Source organism: Alloyangia pacifica (assembly GCF_900116195.1).
In the GTDB taxonomy this organism is placed as follows: Bacteria; Pseudomonadota; Alphaproteobacteria; order Rhodobacterales; family Rhodobacteraceae; genus Salipiger; species Salipiger pacificus.
In genome coordinates this window covers 402,724-420,092 of sequence record NZ_FOZW01000003.1, presented here as the reverse complement: position 1 = coordinate 420,092, position 17,369 = coordinate 402,724, and the positions used below count along the sequence as shown (strand labels likewise).

At 67.2% G+C, this 17,369-nt stretch carries 16 protein-coding genes; 10 read left to right on the top strand and 6 right to left on the bottom strand.

Annotation, left to right across the window (positions count from 1 at the left end; translation table 11 throughout):
• The first annotated feature begins 9 nt into the window (after positions 1-9).
• The 6 genes from BM397_RS09220 to argE all read left to right on the top strand — a co-directional run bounded on the left by BM397_RS09220 (position 10) and on the right by argE (position 6,634).
• Positions 10-1,083, top strand: a complete 1,074-nt coding sequence (locus BM397_RS09220; RefSeq protein WP_092423157.1) for an ABC transporter ATP-binding protein — start codon at positions 10-12, stop codon at positions 1,081-1,083.
• Positions 1,080-1,943 carry an ABC transporter permease gene (locus tag BM397_RS09215; RefSeq protein ID WP_092423155.1) on the top strand — a complete coding sequence of 288 codons (864 nt, stop codon included), beginning with the start codon at positions 1,080-1,082 and terminating at the stop codon, positions 1,941-1,943. The genes BM397_RS09220 and BM397_RS09215 overlap by 4 nt, the downstream gene beginning before the upstream one ends.
• Positions 1,940-2,740: an ABC transporter permease gene (locus BM397_RS09210; protein ID WP_092423153.1), complete on the top strand. Its 801-nt coding sequence runs from the start codon at positions 1,940-1,942 to the stop codon at positions 2,738-2,740. The genes BM397_RS09215 and BM397_RS09210 overlap by 4 nt, the downstream gene beginning before the upstream one ends.
• Before the next feature lie 35 nt (positions 2,741-2,775).
• Positions 2,776-3,795 (top strand): extracellular solute-binding protein, encoded by a 1,020-nt coding sequence (locus BM397_RS09205; protein WP_245696030.1) that lies wholly within the window; start codon positions 2,776-2,778, stop codon positions 3,793-3,795.
• 77 nt (positions 3,796-3,872) lie between these two features.
• Positions 3,873-5,531, top strand: a complete 1,659-nt coding sequence (locus tag BM397_RS09200; RefSeq protein WP_092423151.1) for an amidohydrolase — start codon at positions 3,873-3,875, stop codon at positions 5,529-5,531.
• The gene (gene argE, locus BM397_RS09195; protein ID WP_218124859.1) at positions 5,528-6,634 is read left to right on the top strand and encodes an acetylornithine deacetylase; all 1,107 of its coding nucleotides are present in this window, start codon (positions 5,528-5,530) and stop codon (positions 6,632-6,634) included. The genes BM397_RS09200 and argE overlap by 4 nt, the downstream gene beginning before the upstream one ends.
• Before the next feature lie 117 nt (positions 6,635-6,751).
• Here the strand turns inward: argE and proS are convergent, their stop codons facing one another.
• Entirely contained in the window at positions 6,752-8,098 is a 1,347-nt protein-coding gene (gene proS, locus BM397_RS09190) for a proline--tRNA ligase (RefSeq protein ID WP_092423148.1), read from the bottom strand.
• Positions 8,099-8,275: 177 nt separating this feature from the next.
• Positions 8,276-8,398, bottom strand: coding sequence for a hypothetical protein (locus tag BM397_RS29670; RefSeq protein WP_256218748.1), 123 nt, complete (start codon positions 8,396-8,398; stop codon positions 8,276-8,278).
• Between the two features lie 133 nt (positions 8,399-8,531).
• On the opposite strand from BM397_RS29670, the gene BM397_RS09185 reads away from it, so the two are divergent.
• The 3 genes from BM397_RS09185 (at position 8,532) to BM397_RS09175 (ending at position 12,585) form a co-directional block, all read left to right on the top strand.
• On the top strand, positions 8,532-9,647 hold the full coding sequence (locus tag BM397_RS09185) for an AI-2E family transporter (RefSeq protein ID WP_092423146.1): 1,116 nt from the start codon (positions 8,532-8,534) through the stop codon (positions 9,645-9,647).
• A gap of 2 nt (positions 9,648-9,649) precedes the next feature.
• Positions 9,650-10,330: an AAA family ATPase gene (locus tag BM397_RS09180; protein ID WP_092423291.1), complete on the top strand. Its 681-nt coding sequence runs from the start codon at positions 9,650-9,652 to the stop codon at positions 10,328-10,330.
• An 80-nt stretch (positions 10,331-10,410) separates the two neighbouring features.
• Positions 10,411-12,585 carry an RNA degradosome polyphosphate kinase gene (locus BM397_RS09175; protein ID WP_092423144.1) on the top strand — a complete coding sequence of 725 codons (2,175 nt, stop codon included), beginning with the start codon at positions 10,411-10,413 and terminating at the stop codon, positions 12,583-12,585.
• A 171-nt stretch (positions 12,586-12,756) separates the two neighbouring features.
• Here BM397_RS09175 and aac(6') read toward each other — a convergent pair whose 3' ends face one another.
• Positions 12,757-13,203 (bottom strand): aminoglycoside 6'-N-acetyltransferase, encoded by a 447-nt coding sequence (gene aac(6') / locus BM397_RS09170; protein WP_092423289.1) that lies wholly within the window; start codon positions 13,201-13,203, stop codon positions 12,757-12,759.
• Positions 13,204-13,527: 324 nt separating this feature from the next.
• On the opposite strand from aac(6'), the gene BM397_RS09165 reads away from it, so the two are divergent.
• Complete coding sequence (locus BM397_RS09165) at positions 13,528-15,102, top strand: Ppx/GppA family phosphatase (protein WP_092423287.1); 1,575 nt, start codon at positions 13,528-13,530, stop codon at positions 15,100-15,102.
• 1 nt (position 15,103) lies between these two features.
• Here the strand turns inward: BM397_RS09165 and BM397_RS09160 are convergent, their stop codons facing one another.
• Genes BM397_RS09160 through BM397_RS09150 form a run of 3 tightly spaced genes read right to left on the bottom strand, consistent with a single transcriptional unit; the run spans position 15,104 to position 17,298 of the window.
• Positions 15,104-15,553, bottom strand: coding sequence for a hypothetical protein (locus tag BM397_RS09160; protein WP_092423142.1), 450 nt, complete (start codon positions 15,551-15,553; stop codon positions 15,104-15,106).
• Positions 15,554-15,608: 55 nt separating this feature from the next.
• Entirely contained in the window at positions 15,609-16,610 is a 1,002-nt protein-coding gene (locus tag BM397_RS09155; RefSeq protein WP_092423140.1) for an endonuclease/exonuclease/phosphatase family protein, read from the bottom strand.
• A gap of 4 nt (positions 16,611-16,614) precedes the next feature.
• On the bottom strand, positions 16,615-17,298 hold the full coding sequence (locus BM397_RS09150) for a molecular chaperone DjiA (RefSeq protein WP_092423138.1): 684 nt from the start codon (positions 17,296-17,298) through the stop codon (positions 16,615-16,617).
• Positions 17,299-17,369 lie beyond the last annotated feature (71 nt).

Below are 17,369 nucleotides of genomic sequence, written 5' to 3'. Positions count from 1 at the left end.
GAACTCACCATGACACGCGGAAAGGCCGTAGAAGTCTTCAACGTCTCGAAGCGCTTCGGCGACTATCAGGCGCTCGACCACGTCGATTTCACCATCCACGAGAACGAGTTCTTCACCCTGCTCGGCCCCTCGGGCTGCGGCAAGACCACGCTGCTGCGGATGATCGCCGGCTTCGAGACCCCGAGCGAGGGCGGCATCGTGCTCTTCGGGCAGGAGATCGACCAGCTGCCCGCGCACAAGCGGCGGGTGAACACCGTGTTCCAGAGTTACGCGCTGTTTCCGCACATGACGCTGGCGCAGAACATCGCCTTCGGGTTGGAGAACCTCGGATGGGACAAGCCGCGCCGCGAGGCCCGCGTCGCCGAGATGCTCGAGCTGGTGCATATGACCCCCTTCGCCAGCCGACGTCCCGACCAGCTCTCGGGCGGCCAGCGCCAGCGGATCGCGCTGGCCCGCGCGCTCGCCCCCGAGCCCAAGGTGCTGCTGCTCGACGAACCGCTTTCGGCGCTCGACCTGAAGCTGCGCCAAGCCATGCGGGATGAGTTGCGCGAGCTTCAGCGCAAGACCGGCATCACCTTCATCTTCGTGACCCACGACCAGGAGGAGGCGCTCGACATGTCCGACCGCATCTGCGTGCTGGGCCAGGGCCGGGTGCAACAGATCGGCACCCCCGCCGAGATCTACGAGGAGCCAGAGAACCGCTTCGTCGCCGACTTCATCGGCGAGACCAACTTCCTCGACGCCGAGGTGATCTCGATCGACGGTGCCCGCGCCCGCATCCGCACGCCGCTGGGCCTGGAGTTTGACGCGGCGCAGAAGGGGCTGACCAGCCCCGGGCCGGCCACCCTGTCGCTGCGCCCCGAGAAGATCGGCCTGCAGGAGCAGGCCACGGGCAACGTGCTGACCGGAACCATCCGGTCGCGCAACTACATGGGCGGCTACACGCATTTCGTCGTCGAGACCGGCGGCGCCTCACTGCGCGTCTCGCGCCGCAACGCGGTCAGCCAGGCAGAAAGCTACGCCGTCGGGCAGGAAGTTCAGCTCGGCTTCCGCGACGAGTCGGTGCGGGTGCTGGCCCAATGAGGAGCGCACGCGTCTGGGGCCTGATGCCCGCCTGGGTGCTGATGCTGGGCACGCTGATGGTACCGCTGCTGATCGTCGCTGCCGTTTCGGTCGCCGAGCGCGGCTCCTACGGCGGCTTTGCCTGGGATTTCAATCCGCTCTCCTACCGGGAGATCCTGTTCAGCGAGGATTGGGACGGCAACCTCGTCTTCGATCCGAAGTACCTGTCGATCATCGGGCGCACGCTGCTGCTGGCCGGGGCCACCACGCTGATCTGTATGGCGCTGGCGCTGCCCGTGGCCTACGTCATCGCCACCCGCCCGCCGAAGACCAAAGCCCTGCTGATCTACCTCGTCACCCTGCCCTTCTGGGTGTCGATGATCGTCCGCGTCTACGCCTGGTTGATCATCCTCGGCAACGAGGGCTTCGTCGGCCGCTTCTGGCACTGGATCGGCGGCGAGGGCACATTGCTCTTCACCCCCGGCGCAATGCTGGTCGGCATGGTCTACAGCTACATCCCGCTGATGGTGCTGCCGGTCTTCGCCGCGATCGAGAAACTCGACCCGGCGCTGCTCGAGGCGGGCGCCGATCTCTACGGCAGCCGCTGGACAACGGCGCGCCGCGTGATCCTGCCGCTGACATGGCCCGGCCTCGCCGCCGGGGCGGTGCTGGTCTTCGTGCCGGCGCTCGGCACGGTGCTCGAGCCGATGCTGCTTGGCGGCGGCAAGCAGATGATGATGGGCACGCTGATCCAGACCCAGTTCGGCGGCGCGCGCAACTGGCCCTTCGGGGCGGCGGTGGCGCTGGTGCTGATGGCGATGGTGGTCATCGTGCTGGTGATCAACGCCCGCCGCTCGATGAGCCGGGAGGTCCGCGTATGAGCAACCCGCACAACGTCCGCCATTATCCCGGCGCGGGGCTGGTCACCTGGGTGTTCTTCCTCTGGCTCTACGCGCCAATTGCCGTGGTGATCTGGTTCTCGTTCAACGAGAACCGCCTCGTCTCGGTCTGGACCGGCTTTTCGATGAAGTGGTACGCGGCCGCGCTGACCAACCGCGCGCTCATGGATGCGCTGCGCGTCTCGCTGACCGTCGCCGTCGTCGCGACCAGCGTCGCCACGCTGGTCGCGCTCTCGGCCGCCATGGTGCTCAGCCGCAACGAGACCATGCGCTTCCGCCGCCTGTCGGAGACCGTGGTCAACCTGCCGCTGCTGCTGCCTGAGATCGTCGTCGCCGTGGCCTCGCTGATCCTCTTCTCGCAGATGGGCTTTTCCAATGGCATGGCCCGGCTGATCGTGGCGCATTCGGCCTTCTGCACACCGTTTGCCTTCCTGCCGATCCGCGCCCGGATGCAGGGCATGAGCCGCGACTACGAGGAGGCCGCCAAAGACCTCTACGCATCGCCCTTCACCGCCTTCCGGCGGGTGACGCTGCCGCTGATCCTGCCCGGCGTCTTTGCCGGGGCGATGCTGGCCTTCGTCATCTCGATGGACGATTTCATCACCTCGAACCTGCTCGCCACCGGCGGCACCACCACGCTGCCGGTCTACATCTTCGGCCTGATCAAGCAGGGCACCACGCCCGAACTCAACGCGATCTCAACGCTGCTGATCCTCGCCTCGCTCATCATCGCGACCTTCGCGCTGGTCCTCTCGGCCCGGTCGATGCGACGCGCGTGATACCTCCCAACGAAAAACCAACAGGAGAGACACCCATGAACCTCAAGACCATGCTTGGCGCTGCCACCGCCGTCGCGCTGGCGCTGCCCGCCTACGCAGAGGGCACGCTCAACCTCTACACCTGGTCCGACTCCATCGCCCCCGAGCTGATCGAGAAGTTCGAGGCGCAGACCGGCCTCACCGTCAACACCGATGGCTTCAACTCCAACGAGGACGCGCTGACCAAGCTGCAGGCGGGCTCTTCGGGCTATGACATCGTCACCCCCTCGCAGCACTTCGTGAAGATCATGATCGACGAGGGGCTGCTCGAGGACATCAACGCCAAGGAACTCGCCGCCTACGCGCAGGTGGACGACAAGTGGAAGGGCCAGTGGTGGGATCCCGAGAACGCCTACTCGATCCCCCTCGCCTATGGCACCGCCGGCTTTGCCGTGAACCGCGACGTCTATGAAGGCCCGATCGACAGCTGGGAGGTCTACTTCACCCCGCCCGCCGACCTGAAGGGCAAGGTCGCCTCGCTGTCCTACCCGGATGAGGTCGTGGGCGCGGCGCAGCTCTATCTCGGCGTGCCCTTCTGCTCGGAGGACAAGTCCGAGATGAAGAAGGTCTACGACCTGCTCATGGCGCAGAAGCCCGACGTGGCCGCCTACAGCTCGGACAACATCGAGAACCGCATCGGCACCGGCGAGGTTGGCGCGCACTTCTGGTGGGACGGCAATGTACTGAAGACCCGCAACGACGGTGCCAACATCGTCTACGCCGAGCCGAAGGAAGGCCTCGTCGGTTGGCTCGACAGCTTCGTCGTGCCGAAGGGCGCGGGCAATGTCGAAGGTGCGAAGCAGTTCATCGACTTCATGTCCGAGAAGGAAAACGCGACGATCCAGTACAACTACTACGCGCACTCGTCGCCCGTGGAGCTGGATCTCGAAAAGGCCAAGTACACCCCCGAGAACGCCCCCGAGCTGTTCCCGACGGTGCCGGTCGAGTTCTCCAAGGCCTGCTCGCCCGCCGCGCAGGACCTGGTGACCAAGGTCTGGACCGACCTGCTGCAGTAAGCGCAGCGCCTGCGACTACCGCGCCCGGCCGGACATGCTCCGGCCGGGCACCTTCCTTTGATCGAAAGACCCGATGCATGACCCGGACCAGCCCCCAGACGATCGAGATCCACAACGCCCGCGACATCTACAGCAAGCAGCCCGTCTCTATGCGGCTGAAGGACGGGCGGATCGACTGGATCGGCGCGCCCGGCGACATGCCCGAGGGCGCAGGCGATGCGCGCTGCATCGAGGCCGGCGGCCTCTGGGTCTCGCCCGGGCTCTGCGACAGTCACCTGCATCTCTTCACCGGTGGCATCACGCTGACCCAGCTGAACCTCTTCGGCATCGACACGCGCGAGGATTTCGCCGCCGCGCTTGGCGCCTACCGCAAGGGCCGCGAGGCCGAACCGCTGCTCTGCGCCATCTCGGCCAACTACGAGATCCTCGGCCCCGGCACCCGCCCAGACCGCCACGCGCTCGACGCGCTGCTGCCCGACCAGCCGCTGGTGATCTACGCGGTCGACCTGCACACCTCCTGGGCCAACACCGCCGCGCTCACCGCCGCCGGGCTGATGGACCACGTCCCCGAAGTGAAAAACGCCGAGATCGTGCTCGGGCTGGACGGCAAGCCCAATGGCGAGCTGCGCGAGGGCAACGCCATGCGCCTCGTCGGCAAGCTCTCGGCCAACGGCGGGCGCGACAATGCCGCCATGGCCGGTGACGAGCCTGGCCCGGTGACCGAGGCCGAGCGCGCCGCCGACAAGGCCGCGCTCGCCGCCGCCATGCAGGCCTGCGCCGCCTATGGCATCACCACCGGCGTCAACATGGACGGCAACCTCTACCAGGCAGAGCTGTTGCAGGAGATGGAGCGCGACGGCGCGCTGCCGATCCGCGTCTCGCTGGCCATGCGCCTGTCGCCCGCGCATGACGCGGCGCGCATCGCCGAGCTGATCGAGGCCGCCACCCGGCAGGGCTCGGACAAGCTGTCCTTTGGCCGCATCAAGATGTTCCTCGACGGCGTCTTCGACACATGGACCGCCTATCGCACCGACGACTACCCGGACCGCGCCGGCTTCCGCAGCGAGCCGCTTTTCGCCCCCGAGCGTTTCGAGGCGATTTGCAAGGCCGCCGATGCGAAGGGGCTCCAAATTCAGGTGCATTGCGTCGGCGATGCGGCGGTGAAGACCGCGCTCGACGGTTACGAGGCGGCGCGCGCCGCCAATGGCCCGCGAGATGCGCGCCACCGCGTCGAGCATATCGACATGCTGCATCCGGACGATCTCGCCCGCTTCGCCGCGCTCGACGTGGTCGCCTCGATGCAGCCGGTGCACCCGCCGGGCTCCAGCGGCCTGCCGCTCGAGCCGACCGTCTCGATCATGGGCCGAGATCGCTGGAAGGACACCTTCCCCTGGAAGACCCTGCAGGACGCTGGCGCCAGGCTCGCCTTCGGCACCGACTGGCCGACCGCGCCACTCTCGCCGTTCAACGCCATCCATTCGGCGCTGGCGCGCCAGCCCTGGGCCGAAGACGTGCCCGACCAGCGCATCCCTTTCGAGAAGGTGATCGACGCCTATACCTCGGGCGGCGCGCATGCGCTCTTTGCCGAGGCCTCGCGCGGAAAGCTGGAGGCGGGCATGGCCGCGGACGTGGTGCTGCTGCACGGCGACCCGCGTGACCTGCTCGGCAGCGACAGGGCCTGCCGCGCCCATACCACCATCTGCGACGGGCAGATCGTCTACGAGGCGGAGGCATGATGCAGCCCCGCGTCGAAGAGCTGCTCGCCCGACTGGTCGCCTTCCCGACGGTCTCGGCCAGTTCCAACCTCGCGCTGATCGACTGGGTGCAGGAGTTTTTGCAAGACGCGGGGTTCTGCGTCACCCGGATCGACGCGCAGGATGCACCCAAGGCCGGGCTGCTGGCGAAGTTCGGCGCAGGAGACGGCGGCACGCTGCTCTCGGCCCACAGCGACGTGGTGCCGACCGAGGGGCAGGACTGGTCCGTCGATCCCTTTGCCCTCACCCCGCGCGGCGACCGGCTGCACGGGCGCGGCACCACGGACATGAAGGGCTTCGTCGCCTGCGTGCTGGCATTGGCGGAGAGCTTCCGCGAGACTCCCCCGGCGCGCCCGGTCAGCATCGCGCTCAGCTGGGACGAGGAAGTGGGCTGCCGCGGCATCCCGCAGATGATCGACCACGTCATCCCGGTGCTCGGCAAACCCGACCTCTGCGTCGTCGGCGAACCGACCCTGATGCGCCTCGCCGTGGGTCACAAGGGAAAAGCCAGCTACCGCGCAACCTGTCACGGCGAGCCCGGCCATTCCGCCATGGCCCCGCGCTTCATCAATGCGCTGCACCTCGCCGCCGACCTGATCACCGCGCTGCGCCGGGAGCAGACGCGCCTGCTTGCGGAAGGGGCGCAGGACGGTGCCTATGACATCCCCTCGTCGACGGTGCATGCCGGGAAGATGCGGGGCGGCGTCGCTCTCAACATCGTGCCCGAGCTCGCCGAGGTCGACTTCGAAATCCGTCACCTCGCCGCGGAACAGCCGCAGGACATTCTGGAGCGCATCCGTTCGGTATTGCCCGAGGGCGTCGACATCGCACAGGTCAGCGCCTACCCCGGCCTCGACAGCGACCCGGCCCTGCCCGCGATCCGGCGCCTCGCCGCGTTGCTGCCCGATCCCACCCCGATCAAGGTCTCCTACGGCACCGAGGCGGGCTTCTTCGCCGCGCAGAAGATTCCCACGGTGGTCTGCGGCCCCGGCACCATGAACGATGGTCACCAGCCCGACGAGTCCATCGCGCGGGATCAGCTTGGGCTCTGCTCCGATGTGCTGAACCGGCTGGTCCGCGGCTGACACGCGTCGCCGCATGAAAAAGGGCCGGTCGCGCAGCTGCGCGACCGGCCCTTTCTTTCGGGCTCAAGGCTTCCGGACATGAGGGGGCCGCGCCCCCTCGGCCGGAGCCGCACCGGGTCAGACCTTGGCGGCCAAGCCGTAGATCTGCGCGATGCGCTCGATCGCGGCCTCGGGCGACAGTTCCTCGCTCTCGCCGGTGCGGCGCGAGGTCAGCTCGACAACGCCGTTCTTCAGACCGCGCGGACCGACGGTGATGCGCCAAGGCAGGCCGATCAGGTCCATGGTGGCGAACTTGCCACCCGCCCGCTCGTTGCGATCGTCGTAGAGCGGCTCCAGCCCCAGCGCGGTGAGCGACTTGTAGAGCGCCTCGCAGGCCGCATCCGCCTCGTCGTCGCCCTGCTTGAGGTTGACGATGCCGCAATGGAACGGGGTGACGCCCTCGGGCCAGATGATGCCCTTGTCGTCGTGGCTGGCCTCGATGATCGCGCCCAGCAGGCGCGACACGCCGATGCCGTGCGAACCCATGTGCACCGGCACCTTGTTGCCTTCATTGTCGACAACGGTGGCGCCCATAGGCTCCGAGTACTTGGTGCCGAAGTAGAAGATCTGGCCGACCTCGATGCCGCGCGCGGTGCGGCGGCGCTCCTCGGGGACCTCGGCAAAGACCGCCTCGTCGTGGGTCTCGTCGGTGCGGGCGTAGCGCGAGGTGAACTCCTCGAGCACCGCCTGGCACTGCTCGACCGAGTCGTAGTCGATCTCGCGGTCGCCGAACTTCAGCTCGGTGATCTGGCTGTCGTAGAACACCTCGGACTCGCCGGTCTCCGCCAGCACGAGGAACTCGTGGGTATCGTCGCCGCCGATCGGGCCGCTGTCCGCGCGCATCGGGATCGCCTGCAGGCCCATGCGCTCGTAGGTGCGCAGGTAGCTGACGAGGTGACGGTTGTAGGCGTGCAGCGCGTCTTCCTTCGTGAGGTCGAAGTTGTAGCCGTCCTTCATGTAGAACTCGCGGCCACGCATCACGCCGAAGCGCGGGCGGATCTCGTCGCGGAACTTCCACTGGATCTGGTAGAGCGTCAGCGGCAGGTCCTTGTAGCTGCCGACGTGGCTGCGGAAAATGTCGGTGATCAGCTCTTCGGCGGTCGGGGTGAACAGCATGTCGCGATCGTGGCGGTCACGGATGCGCAGCATCTCCTCGCCGTAATCGTCGTAGCGGCCGGACTCGCGCCACAGGTCCGCCGACTGGATGGTCGGCATCAGCATCGGGATATGGCCCGCGCGCTTCTGCTCCTCGTGGATGATGTCCTCGATCTTGCGCAGCACCTTGAAGCCGAGCGGCAGCCAGGAATAGATCCCGGCGCTCGATTGCTTGATCATGCCGGCGCGCAGCATGTAGCGGTGCGAGACGATCTGCGCCTCGGAGGGCGTTTCTTTCAGAACGGGCAGGAAATAACGGCTCAGACGCATGCGGGCCTCCCGGAAATTGGCGTTTCGCCCGGGTTAGGCGAAGGCCGCGCCAAGAGCAAGTGCCCTGCGCTCCGGGCGGCGGCACGGACGCCCCGGCACCCCCTCGAACCCGCGATGCATGACGCCGCCAAGGGCACCGCCGTCCGCGGCATGTCAGCTTGCGCCTCAGGCCGCGCTTCAGAAGGGGGCGGAATGGGCCTGTTCGGTGAGGATCAGAAACAGCGGCAGAAGAAGGAAAACCCAGATAACAAGACCGCGCAGCATGGCTGCTCCTTCGCAATAGGACTGAAAAATCGTCATTCAAATTCAACGTCTCCCAGACTGCCCCCATCCTGGCCCCTGATCCAGTGCGAAATCGTCGCAAGAGTGTCTCGGACTTGAAAACAAAGGAGGAAGCGGCGATGAAGGACAGACCGCAAGGAGAAGGATTCCCATGGCGCTGCCCGTGCGCGATCAGATGAAGTACTGGGGCGTCGCGGCCGTCGTCTTCGCCGTGGTGCTCTGGTATCTCGGCAACGTGCTGCTGCCGTTCATTCTCGGCGGTGCCATCGCCTATTTCCTCGACCCGGTCGCCGACCGGCTGGAACGCATGGGGCTGAGCCGCGCCATGGCCACCATGGTGATCACCCTCTGCGCCATTTTCATCTTCGTCGTGCTGGCCCTCGCAGTCGTGCCGACCCTGGTTCGACAGGCTGGCGACCTGATCGCCACCGCACCGCAGCTCTTCCGCGACCTGCGCGACTTCCTCGGCACGCATTTCCCCTCGCTGGTGGTCGAGGGCAGCCCGATGCGCGAGGCGCTCGCCTCGATCGGCCAGACCGTGCAGGAGCGCGGCGCCGAACTGCTGAACACCGCGCTCAGCTCGGCGATGTCGGTGATCAACATCCTGATGCTCTTCGTCATCGTGCCGGTGGTGGCGGTCTACCTGCTGCTCGACTGGGACCGCATGGTTGCGCGCATCGACGATCTGCTGCCGCGCGATCACGCGCCGGTCGTGCGCCAGGTCGCCCGGGACATCGACGCGACGCTTGCCGGCTTCGTGCGCGGCATGGGCTCGGTCTGCCTGATCCTCGGCTGCTACTATGCCGTCGCGCTGGCGCTGGTGGGGCTGAACTTCGGTCTCGTGGTCGGGGTGGTCGCCGGACTGCTGACCTTCATCCCCTATGTCGGCGCGATCATCGGCGGCGCGCTGGCCATCGGCCTCGCGCTGTTCCAGTTCTGGGGCGAATGGTACTGGATTGCCGCGGTGGCGGGGATCTTCTTCCTCGGCCAGTTCCTCGAAGGCAATTTCCTGACCCCCAAGCTGGTCGGCAGTTCGATCGGCCTGCACCCGGTGTGGCTGATCCTCGCGCTCTCGGTCTTCGGCACGCTCTTCGGCTTCGTCGGCATGCTGGTGGCGGTGCCGCTGGCCGCCGCACTGGGGGTGATCATGCGGTTCGTGATCGAGCAGTACAAGGAAAGCCGCCTCTACCGCGGGCTCGAGACCGACAGCTACCGGGAAAGCCGCGCGACCCCCGAGGACCTGGCGACGGGCTCGGAGGCCCCATGATCATGGCACGGCAGCTTCCCCTGCCCCTGCCGGTCCGCGCCGCGCTGGGGCGTGGGGACTATTTCGTCTCCTCCTCCAACAGCCTTGCCGTAGCGATGCTCGATGGCTGGCAGAGCTGGCCGGGGGGAAAGCTGCTACTGGTCGGCCCTCCCGGGTCGGGCAAGACCCATCTGGCCCACGTCTGGGCCGCCGAGAGCGGTGCGACGATCCTTCCCGCCACCGCCCTTCCGGACCTGCCGATCCCCGATCTGGCCGTCGGCCCGAGCTGTATCGAGAACGTGCCGCAGATCGCCGGGAACCGCCCCGCCGAGGAGGCGCTCTTCCACCTGCACAACCTCGCGCTGGCGCAGCGCCAGCCGCTTCTGCTCAGCGCCGAAACCGCGCCGCGCCACTGGCCGCTGCTGCTACCGGACCTCAAGTCGCGCATGGAGGGCACGCAGACCGCCACCCTGCGCGAACCCGACGACGCCCTGCTGGCCGCCGTGCTGGCCAAGCTGCTGGCCGACCGCCACTGCATCCCGGCCCCCGACGTGATCCCCTATCTGCTGCGCCAGATGCCCCGCAGCTTCGCCATGGCGCAGCGCGTCGCCGCCGAGCTCGACGCCCGCGCCCTCGGCCGCGCCAAGGGCATCACCCGCGCGCTGGCACGTGACGTCTTGCTCTCGCTCGACCGCCGCGGTTAGAGGACCTTGCGTCAGCCCGTCCGGTCGGCCATCCTTGCCCTTTCATCAAGTTGTTGCAATTCGTGACGCATATGCCCCCCATGACCATCGCCGATTTTCTCAAAGCCCCGATCCCCGAGCCCCAGGACCTTCCCGACACCGACCTGTCGGGCCCCGGCCGCTATTTCAACCGCGAGCTGAGCTGGCTCGGTTTCAACTGGCGCGTGCTGGAAGAGGCGGAGAACCCGAAGGTGCCGCTGCTCGAGCGCCTGCGCTTCCTGTCGATCTCGGCCACAAACCTCGACGAGTTCTACACCGTGCGCGTCGCCGGCCTGCGCGAGCTGGCCCATGCGGGCAACACCACACCCGCTGCCGACGGGCTCAGCCCTGCCGAGCAGCTGGTGCTGATCGACGAGGACGCGCGGCAGCTGATGGCACAGCAGCAGCGGGTGCTGGGGGCCCTGCAGCTGGAGCTGGAGGCGTCGGGCATCACGCTGGTGCAGCGCGACGACTTGCTGCCCGAGGACCTCGAGCATCTGCAGCGGCAGTTCCTCGAGCAGGTCTTCCCGGTGCTCTCGCCGCTGGCCATCGACCCGGCGCACCCCTTCCCGTTCATCGCCAACATGGGCTACTGCCTGGCGCTCGAACTCGAGCGCAAGCGCGACCGCCGCACCCGCCAGGCGCTGCTGCCGATCCCGCACCAGGTCGATCGCTTCATCGCCCTGCCCGCCGGCGAGGAGCAACAACGCTTCATTTTCCTCGAGGACGTGCTGCTGCTGCACATCGAGAGCCTGTTCCCGGGCTATCGGGTGAAGGACCACTTCGGCTTCCGGGTGCTGCGCGACAGTGACATCGAGGTCGAGGAAGAGGCAGAGGATCTGGTGCGCGAGTTCGAGGTGGCGCTGAAGCGCCGCCGCCGCGGCGAGGTGGTGCGGCTGACGATCACCGCCGGCGCGCCCAAACAGCTGCGCAGCATCGTCATGCGCGAGCTGCTCGTGGGCGAGGACGAGGTGATCGAGCTCGACGGCATGATCGGCATGGCCGACCTCAAGGAGCTGGTGCTCGACGACCGCCCCGACCTGCTCTGGCCCACCTTCACCCCGCGCGTACCCGAGCGCGTGCAGGACCACGAAGGCAACATGTTCGAGGCGATCAAGCAGAAGGACATGCTGCTGCACCACCCCTACGAGACCTTCGACATGGTGGTGCGCTTCCTGACCCAGGCGGCGCTTGATCCCAACGTGGTGGCGATCAAGCAGACGCTCTACCGCACCTCCCGGAACTCGCCCATCGTCGAGGCGCTCTGCGAGGCCGCGGAAGAAGGCAAGTCGGTCACCGCCCTGGTCGAGCTGAAGGCGCGCTTCGACGAGGCCGCCAACATCCGCCAGTCGCGGCGGCTGGAACGGTCCGGCGCCCACGTCGTCTACGGCTTCCTCGACTGGAAGACCCACGCCAAGATCTCGAGCGTGGTGCGCCGCGAGGGCGACAAGCTGGTGACCTACACCCACTGGGGGACCGGCAACTACCACCCGATCACCGCCAAGATCTACACCGACCTGAGCTTCTTCACCTGCGACGCCCAGCTCGGCCGCGACGCCTCGAAGATCTTCAACTACCTGTCGGGCTACGCCATGCCCGAGGGGCTGGAGAACCTCGTGATCTCGCCGCACACGCTGAAACCGCGGATGCTCGAGCTGATCGAGGCGGAGGCCGAGCACGCCCGCCAGGGCCGCCCGGCGCAAATCTGGCTGAAGATGAACTCTCTGATCGAGCCCGACATGATCGACGCGCTCTACGCCGCCAGCCAGGCCGGGGTGAAGATCGACTGCGTGATCCGCGGCATCTGCGGGCTGCGCCCCGGCATCCGGGGCCTTTCGGAGAACATCCGGGTGAAAAGCGTCGTCGGCCGCTTCCTAGAGCACTCGCGCATCGCCTGCTTCGGCAACGGCCACGGGCTGCCGCACAGCAAGGCGCGGGTGCTGATCTCCTCGGCGGACTGGATGGGACGCAACCTCAACCGCCGAATCGAGACCGGGGTCGAGATCATGAACCCGACGGTGAAGGCGCAGATCGTCAGCCAGATCATGGCCGCGAACCTCGCCGACACGGCGCAGAGCTGGGTGATGGAGCCCTCGGGCAAGTTCACCCGCCACGCGGTGCCGGAGGGCGAGTTCTCGTTCAACTGCCATAGGTTCTTCATGGAAAACCCTTCGCTCTCGGGCCGCGGCTCGGCCGGGGCCAAGGACGTGCCGAAGCTGACCCACGCCGGCGACTGAGCCGCCTCAGGCCAAAGCATTTTCGGAAAGATGTGAGCGGGGTGCGGCGGCAGCCCCTTGCGGTAGAGGGTGATCGGGAACTTCATGGGGGCTCGAAACGCAATCAGCACTTCGAGCCCTCCACGACGGTCGCCAAAGCCTCCGTAGCGGTGCAAATGCAAGCGACCCGGTCTAAAGCCGCATTCGGAAGAAAACGACACGCTCGGTCTCCTCAAAGCCCGCGGCCGCGTGGAAAGCGTGGCTTCTCGTGTTTGCGAGGGCGGCATCTGAGCCAAGCTCGGAACATCCGGCGTCGCGCGCCCAGGACCGGACATTTTGCAACAGGCGGGTGCCCAGGCCGCGCTGTCGATGCTCGGGGCGCACGAAGATTCCCTCGAGGAAAGCGACCGGCGTCGTATCGCAGCCGTTCACGTGATCCCAGCGCAGGGCGGCTTCCGCGAAGGCACAAAGCTCCGCCTCACCATCCACCCCCAAAAAGGCGGCCCATTCCGTTCTGGGCTTCGAAAGCATCGCAGCAATCTCGGTACGATGCTCGTCGAGTGACGTATCCTCCCAGAGCTGGGCGCGCAGCTTGGCCCATGCCTCGATATCCGCAGGTGTGGCAATCCGTATCTGCATTTCACCAGCTTGCCCGCAGCCAAGAGCCTCTGCAACCTCCGCGTCGCCGGCATCCATCGTGGCAGTTCCCCAAGATCTCGCCGCGAACTGCTGCATGACTGGAGGCGAGTCGGCAGGGCCCTGAGCCGGATCAGTCATCGCGAAGCGTTGCGTCGCGCGCGCCCTTCTTCTCTTTGAAAATACGCCCGGGGGAGCGGCACGCAGGTGCCGCGGGGGCGGAGCCCCCGGTTGACCGCTTGCCGCATCCCCGACCTGCCCTAAGCTCTTTTGCGCCCCGCGCTCTCCATGCTAGAGGAAGGGGCGAGACCAATGCCGGAGGAGCAGATGGACGGTAACGGCGACTCCAGCCAGGGTGACAGCGGACTTTTCGGACGGCCGCTCTTCGAGGATCCCCGCGCACGGCGCCTGTCCAAGGTCGGCGTGGTGGACATCGGGTCGAACTCGGTGCGCCTCGTGGTCTTCGACGGTGCGGCGCGCAGCCCGGCCTATTTCTACAACGAGAAGATCATGTGCGGCCTCGGTGCCGGCATGTCCGAGACCGGGCGGCTCAACCCCGAGGGCAAGGCACGCGCACTTGCGGCGCTGCAGCGTTTCCAGACGCTTGCGCAGGGCATGGAGCTGCCGCCGCTTACCGCCGTCGCCACCGCCGCCATGCGCGAGGCCGAGGACGGCCCCGCCTTCCGCGCCGAGATCGAAAAGCTCACCGGGCTGAAGATCTGGGTGATCGACGGCGACGAGGAGGCGCGGCTCTCGGCGCAGGGCGTGCTGCTCGGCTGGCCCGGCGCCAACGGGCTGGTCAGCGACATCGGCGGCTCGTCGATGGAGCTCGCGGAGATCCGCGGCGGGCAGATCGGCAAGCGCGCCACATCGGCGCTCGGGCCGCTGAAGTTCAAGGACATGGAGGGCGGCAGGAAGGCCCGCGAGAAATACATCGCCAAGGCGATCGAAGGGCTGGCAGAGCGCATGGGCACCGAGCCTGCGCCGCTGTTCCTCGTCGGCGGCTCCTGGCGCGCCATCGCGCGCATCGACATGGAGCGGCTCGGCTACCCGCTGCACGTGCTGCACGAATATCGGATGACCGTGGAGTCGGCGGAGGAGACGCTGAAGTTCATCCATGACGCCGACCTCGACGCGCTGCGCGCCGCCTGCGGCATCTCCTCGGCGCGGATGAGTCTCGTGCCCTATGCCGCCGAGGTGCTGGCCGAGCTGCTGAAGGTGTTCAAGCCGACCGGCATCGCCATCTCCAGCTACGGCATCCGCGAAGGGCTGCTCTACGAGCAGATGCCGCAGATGCTGCGCGACCGCGACCCGCTGATCGAGGCCTGCCGCTTCGCCGAGGCCAAGGACGCCCGCCTGCCGGGCTTCGGCAAGAAGCTCTTCCGCTTCGTGCTGCCGCTCTTTCCCGGCGCCACCGACGCCACGCTGCGCATCGTCAAGGCGGCCTGCCTGCTCCACGACGTGAGCTGGCGCGCGCACCCCGACTACCGGGCCGAGACCTGTTTCGACAATGCCACCCGCGCCAACCTCGGCGGGCTCGACCACCCCGAAAGGGTCTATCTCGGGCTCGCCCTGCTGCACCGCTACCGCAACAAGCGCGAGGGTACGCGGTTCGAGGACTTCTACACGCTGCTCGACAAGGAGCGCACGCAGGAAGCCGAGATCCTCGGCAAGGCGATGCGCTTCGGGTCCATGCTGTGGATGTCGGACATCTCCAAGGAAGATGGCGCGCAGTTCGACTGGGACCCCGAAGAGGGTCGCCTGCGACTGCACCTGACCGAAGAGGCCGCGCCGCTCTACGGCGAGGTTGCCGAGGCGCGGCTCATGTCGCTGGCCAAGGCGCTTTCGGCCAAGGCGCTGGTGGTCGACGTCGACGGCGAGGAGCCCCGCGCCCTGATCTGACTCAGAGCTCGATCTCGCCGCCCGGCCCCGGTTCCGGCAGATCCGGTTCCGTCTCCGGCGCCTCGGGATCGAGCTTCTCACGACGCCGGATCAGGATGTCGCCGTTGGGCAGCATCTCGGGGGCCTCGTAGAGCGTCCAGTCCTCTATCTGGTCGGAGAGCTGCGCCATGGCGGGCCCCATCTCGTCGACGAAGCTCTGCAGCGCCGGCCCCATGCGGTCCGCCAGGCCCCTGAGATCCTGCAGCGCGGGATCGATCTCGTCGCGCAGGCCGCGCAGGAACATGTCGGCGCCCCGCTCCATCAGGCTCGGCCCGCTGTCCGGCACCTCCGGCGTTTCTTCGGGCGTTTCTTCGGGCGCGCCTGCCTCCTGCGACAGCGCAGGCGTGCCGAGCGGCACGAGAGGCGCCGCGATGAGACATGCCGCTAGGGCAAAAGGATAAATCCGGATCATGGCGGCACTATAGGCGGCTTGCCCGAGTCGCGACAGGGAAACCCCGACACCCCTCTCAGACGGCAAGATCCAGCGTGACCGGGAAGTGGTCCGAGGCGGTCAGCAGCGCCGTGCAAAGCTCGGGCGTCTGCCAGCAATGGGCGTCCTCGAAGGGGTGCCAGATGCGCCACTCCCGCGCCACTTCGCGCAGGTCGCGCGAAACCATCATGTAGTCGAGCAGCGCCTGCAGGTAGCGTTTCTCGGGCGCGATGTAGAAGCGCGCCGTCGTCGGCTGCGGCGACAGCCGCCCGCGCAGCGCCTGCGCCGCATGCGGATCGTAGAGCGCCATGTCGCCCTTCCCAAGAATGAGCTCGACCGAGCTGTGCCCGAACAGGGCTTCGTATTCGTCCTGCCCGGGACCGTCGTTAAGATCGCCCATGACGATGACGCTTTCACCGTCCTCGAGCAGCGCATCGACGCGCCGCCGCACCCACATGGCCTCGGCCAGCTGCTTGCGCCGGTTGGCGATCGACGCGCGCTCTATCTGGTGCTTGCCCCGGGCCCCATGCGGTGCCTTGGATTTCAGGTGCGCCCCGATCAGCCGGAGCACTCGGCCCCCGGGCGTGGTCAGCTCGACCTCCAGCGGCGGCTTGGAAAAGGCCACCACGTCCTCGGTCCCGTCGACCCCCAGATCGATGTGAAACTCCTCATCGAAGCGCGGCGCACCATCGCTCTGCCCGGGCAAGTGCCGCACCTGCATCCTGTCAGGGTCGTAGAGCAGCGCGATCTCCTGATGTGTGTCGTTGACGAAGCCCACGAGCACCTCGCGGGTGCGCAGCTCGAAGGCACTGGCGAAGTTGCCGAGCGCGCGGCGCGTGTCGCGACGGGTGCCGGTGTCCGGCGCCTCGATGATCATCACCGCGTCGGCGTCCATGGCGGTAAAGACCATCCCCAGCGCCTCTGCCTGCTGCGCGCGGGTCACGTCGCGCCGCCCCGACCATTGGTCGTCGAACAGAAGCTCGCCCTGCTTGCTGAAGAGATCGTCGAACCATTCGACGTTGTAGGTGGCGAGCCGCATCGCCTCAGACCTGTTCGCGGGCCGAGATCTCTTCCCACGCCTGATTGATGGCGATCAGACGCTTCTCCGACAGCTTGATCGCCTCTTCCGGCAGGCCGCGCGCGCACATCACGTCTGGATGGCTCTCGCGCACCAGCTTGCGCCAGTGCCTACGGATGTCCTCCATCGGCATATCGGGGCTGACGCCCAGCACGGTGAAGGGGTCGGGAACCGCGTCGGGCACGAAGCGCGCGCGCAGCGCCCGGAAGACCGTATCCGGCATCTCGAAGATCTCGGCCACGCGCTCGAGGAAGGCATTCTCGGCCTCATGGTAATTCCCATCGGCCATGGCGATGTAGAACAACCCTTCCATAAGATCCGAGAGCTGCTCCGCGTTGCCGTCGAACATGCGGCGGATACGGCGGGCGTATTCCTCGAAGCCGGCGACGTCCTGACGGGCGAGGTTGAACACCCGCGCCGCCGCGCTCTCGTCCTCGGGCGCGATGGTGAAGATCTCGCGGAAAGCGGTGACCTCGTTGCGGGTCACCTGCCCGTCGGCCTTGGCCATCTTCGCCGAGAGCGCGATGACGGCGATGGTGAAGGCTACGCTGCGCTCGGGCGGCTGGCGAAGGCGCTCGAAAACGGCAGCAAGCCCCTCGCCCTTGGCAAGGGCGGCAAGCGCTTCGGAGATGCGGGACCAGATCGACATTGCCCCAGTTTACGCGGCAACGCGGCAACTGTCAGTGCGACAATGAGAAGTCACGAAAAATTCTGTCGGGC